Annotated in this window: 1 protein-coding gene; it reads left to right on the top strand. The window is 47.0% G+C overall.

The features are described 5' to 3' along the window. On the top strand, positions 1-2,755 hold a 2,755-nt coding region (locus ICN13_RS09965), incomplete at both ends, for a YDG domain-containing protein (RefSeq protein WP_255534124.1).

Raw genomic sequence — 2,755 nt, 5'->3', positions numbered from 1 at the left:
CAGGCTCTGGTAACTATCAGATTGGGGTCGCACCAGTAACTGCAACAGCCAACATCACCCCAGCACCGGTCTATATCACTGGTGGCCTGACAGCTCAGAACAAGGTGTATGACACTACGACTGCAGCGGTAGTGAATGTTACTGGTACACAAACCTTAAGCGGCGTATTTACGGCTGATACAGGTAGCGTTAGCGCGAACTCTACTGGCCCATACGCAGGCACTTTTGCTGATGCCAACGTTGCTAATAACATTGCGGTCACACCAAGCACCACAAGAGCCAATGGCATTACTTCTATGGCTGGTGCAACCTTAACTGGCGCAGCGTCTGGCAATTACTATATTGCCGGTGTCTCCAGTAATTTACTCAAGGCCAACATCACTCCAGCACCATTAACTATTAGCGGTGGTCTGACTGCACAAAACAAGGTGTATGACACCACAACCGCCGCAACAATTACTGTTACTGGTACGCAGACTTTAGCGGGCCTTTTAGGTAGCGATGTCAATACTAGTAATGTTGTTGTCAATAGTAGCGGCCCCTATGCTGGTGCATTTAGTTCAGCGAATGTTGCAACAGCATTAACAGTGAACCCAGCATATACAGTAGTTGACGGCAATAACACTATGACTGGTGTAACCCTATCTGGTCCATCAGCAGGGAACTACTATGTCTCTGGAGTCAGTCAGACTTTAAGTGCCAACATCACCCCAGCTCCGGTCTATATCACTGGTGGCCTGACAGCTCAGAACAAGGTGTATGACACTACGACTGCAGCCACTGTTACGGCAGGAACAATTACTCTATCTGGAGTATTGGGTAGCGATGCCGTCACTGCACCGACAGCAGGTAACTATGTAAATAGTTTTGCTTTTGCATCTGCTAATGCAGGTTCAGGGATCACTGTCTCCCCAGTTCTATCGTCTACTAATGGACCGGTTGCAGGCATGTCACTTGCTGGAGCTAAAGGCGCTAACTACTACATCGCAGGTATTGCTGCGCCACAGTCCTTGGCTGCCAACATCACTCCAGCGCCATTAACTATTAGTGGTGGTTTAACGGCCCAAAGTAAGACCTATGATGCAACAAATACTGCTGTTATTTCTGTTGGCGGAACTCAAACTTTAAATGGTTTATTGGGTAGCGATATTGGCCAAACCAATGTCATTATTAGTTCGTCTGGCCCATACGCCGGTACCTTTAGTGCGGCTAATGTGGGTAATAGCCTAACGGTTACTCCAACTACAGCATCTACCACTATTAATGGTTCTAGCTATAACACTATGAATGGTGTAACCCTATCTGGTCCATCAGCAGGGAACTACTATGTCTCTGGAGTAAGCCAGACTTTAAGTGCCAACATCACCCCAGCTCCGGTCTATATCACTGGTGGCCTGACAGCTCAGAACAAGGTGTATGACACTACGACTGCAGCGGTAGTGAATGTTACTGGTACACAAACCTTAAGCGGCGTATTTACGGCTGATACAGGTAGCGTTAGCGCGAACTCTACTGGCCCATACGCAGGCACTTTTGCTGATGCCAACGTTGCTAATAACATTGCGGTCACACCAAGCACCACAAGAGCCAATGGCATTACTTCTATGGCTGGTGCAACCTTAACTGGCGCAGCGTCTGGCAATTACTATATTGCCGGTGTCTCCAGTAATTTACTCAAGGCCAACATCACTCCAGCACCATTAACTATTAGCGGTGGTCTGACTGCACAAAACAAGGTGTATGACACCACAACCGCCGCAACAATTACTGTTACTGGTACGCAGACTTTAGATGGTGTGTTTACATCTGATATAGGTAGTGTTGTAGTTTCGCCAGTTAGCGCTTATGTAGGAAGCTTTAGCCAATCTACAGTTGGTACTAACCTAACAGTCACTCCGGCAGGTGCTACAGCGACTATTGGCGGCGTTTCTTACAATACGATGGCTGGCGTAAGCTTGACTGGTGCAAAAGCTGGAAATTATTACGTTTCAGGGCCAACTCCAAATTTGACTGCCGATATCACCAAGGCAAGCTTAACAATTACTGCTACAAACCAAGCATCGTTTGTTACTCAAATACCTAATGATGTATCTAGTAATTCTGTAGTTTCTTATGTGGTTGCAGGCTTGCTCGGTAGCGATACTGTTGCCAGTGCTACTACTGCAGCAGTTGTATCTAGTACAAACTCAACTGCTTTATCTTCTAGCACTAGCGCAGGTACTTACGCCACTACTGTGACTGGTGCAACGGGTACTGGTCTTGCGAACTACACGATTACTTATGTTCCTGGTATTTATACAGTTACACCTGCCGGCCAATTGCTGATTAAGACCAACGGCGCTATTACTACGTATGGAACATTGCCAAATTACAGCAGCACTAATCCGCAAAGTCCAACTGCGTCTTATATGAGTGCTTCAGGTGGCAATGCAATTTATTCAATTAATTTGCAGGCCACAACCACTGCTGGCGTGACAACATACTCTGGAAATGATGGGGCCGGTACAACTATTAGCTTCAAGATTGTTCCAGTCGGCGCCTCTATAAGTGGCTCTGGAAATACTGCAGTGGGTACTTATGATTTGACTACTGCTAATTTCACCGTCAGTGGTAACAACATTTCTAACCCTCAAGCCGTCGTCACTGGTAACCTTCAAGTCACGCCATTAGCGGTAGCGATTAGTGCTACCCCTACGACTGTGATGTACAACGGCGCTACCCAAAGCCAAAGTGCTTACACCACTAGCCCAGCGAT

This window comes from Polynucleobacter sp. MWH-Berg-3C6 (assembly GCF_018881855.1).
Classification (GTDB): Bacteria; Pseudomonadota; Gammaproteobacteria; order Burkholderiales; family Burkholderiaceae; genus Polynucleobacter.
This window is presented reverse-complemented; position numbering and strand designations above follow the sequence as displayed.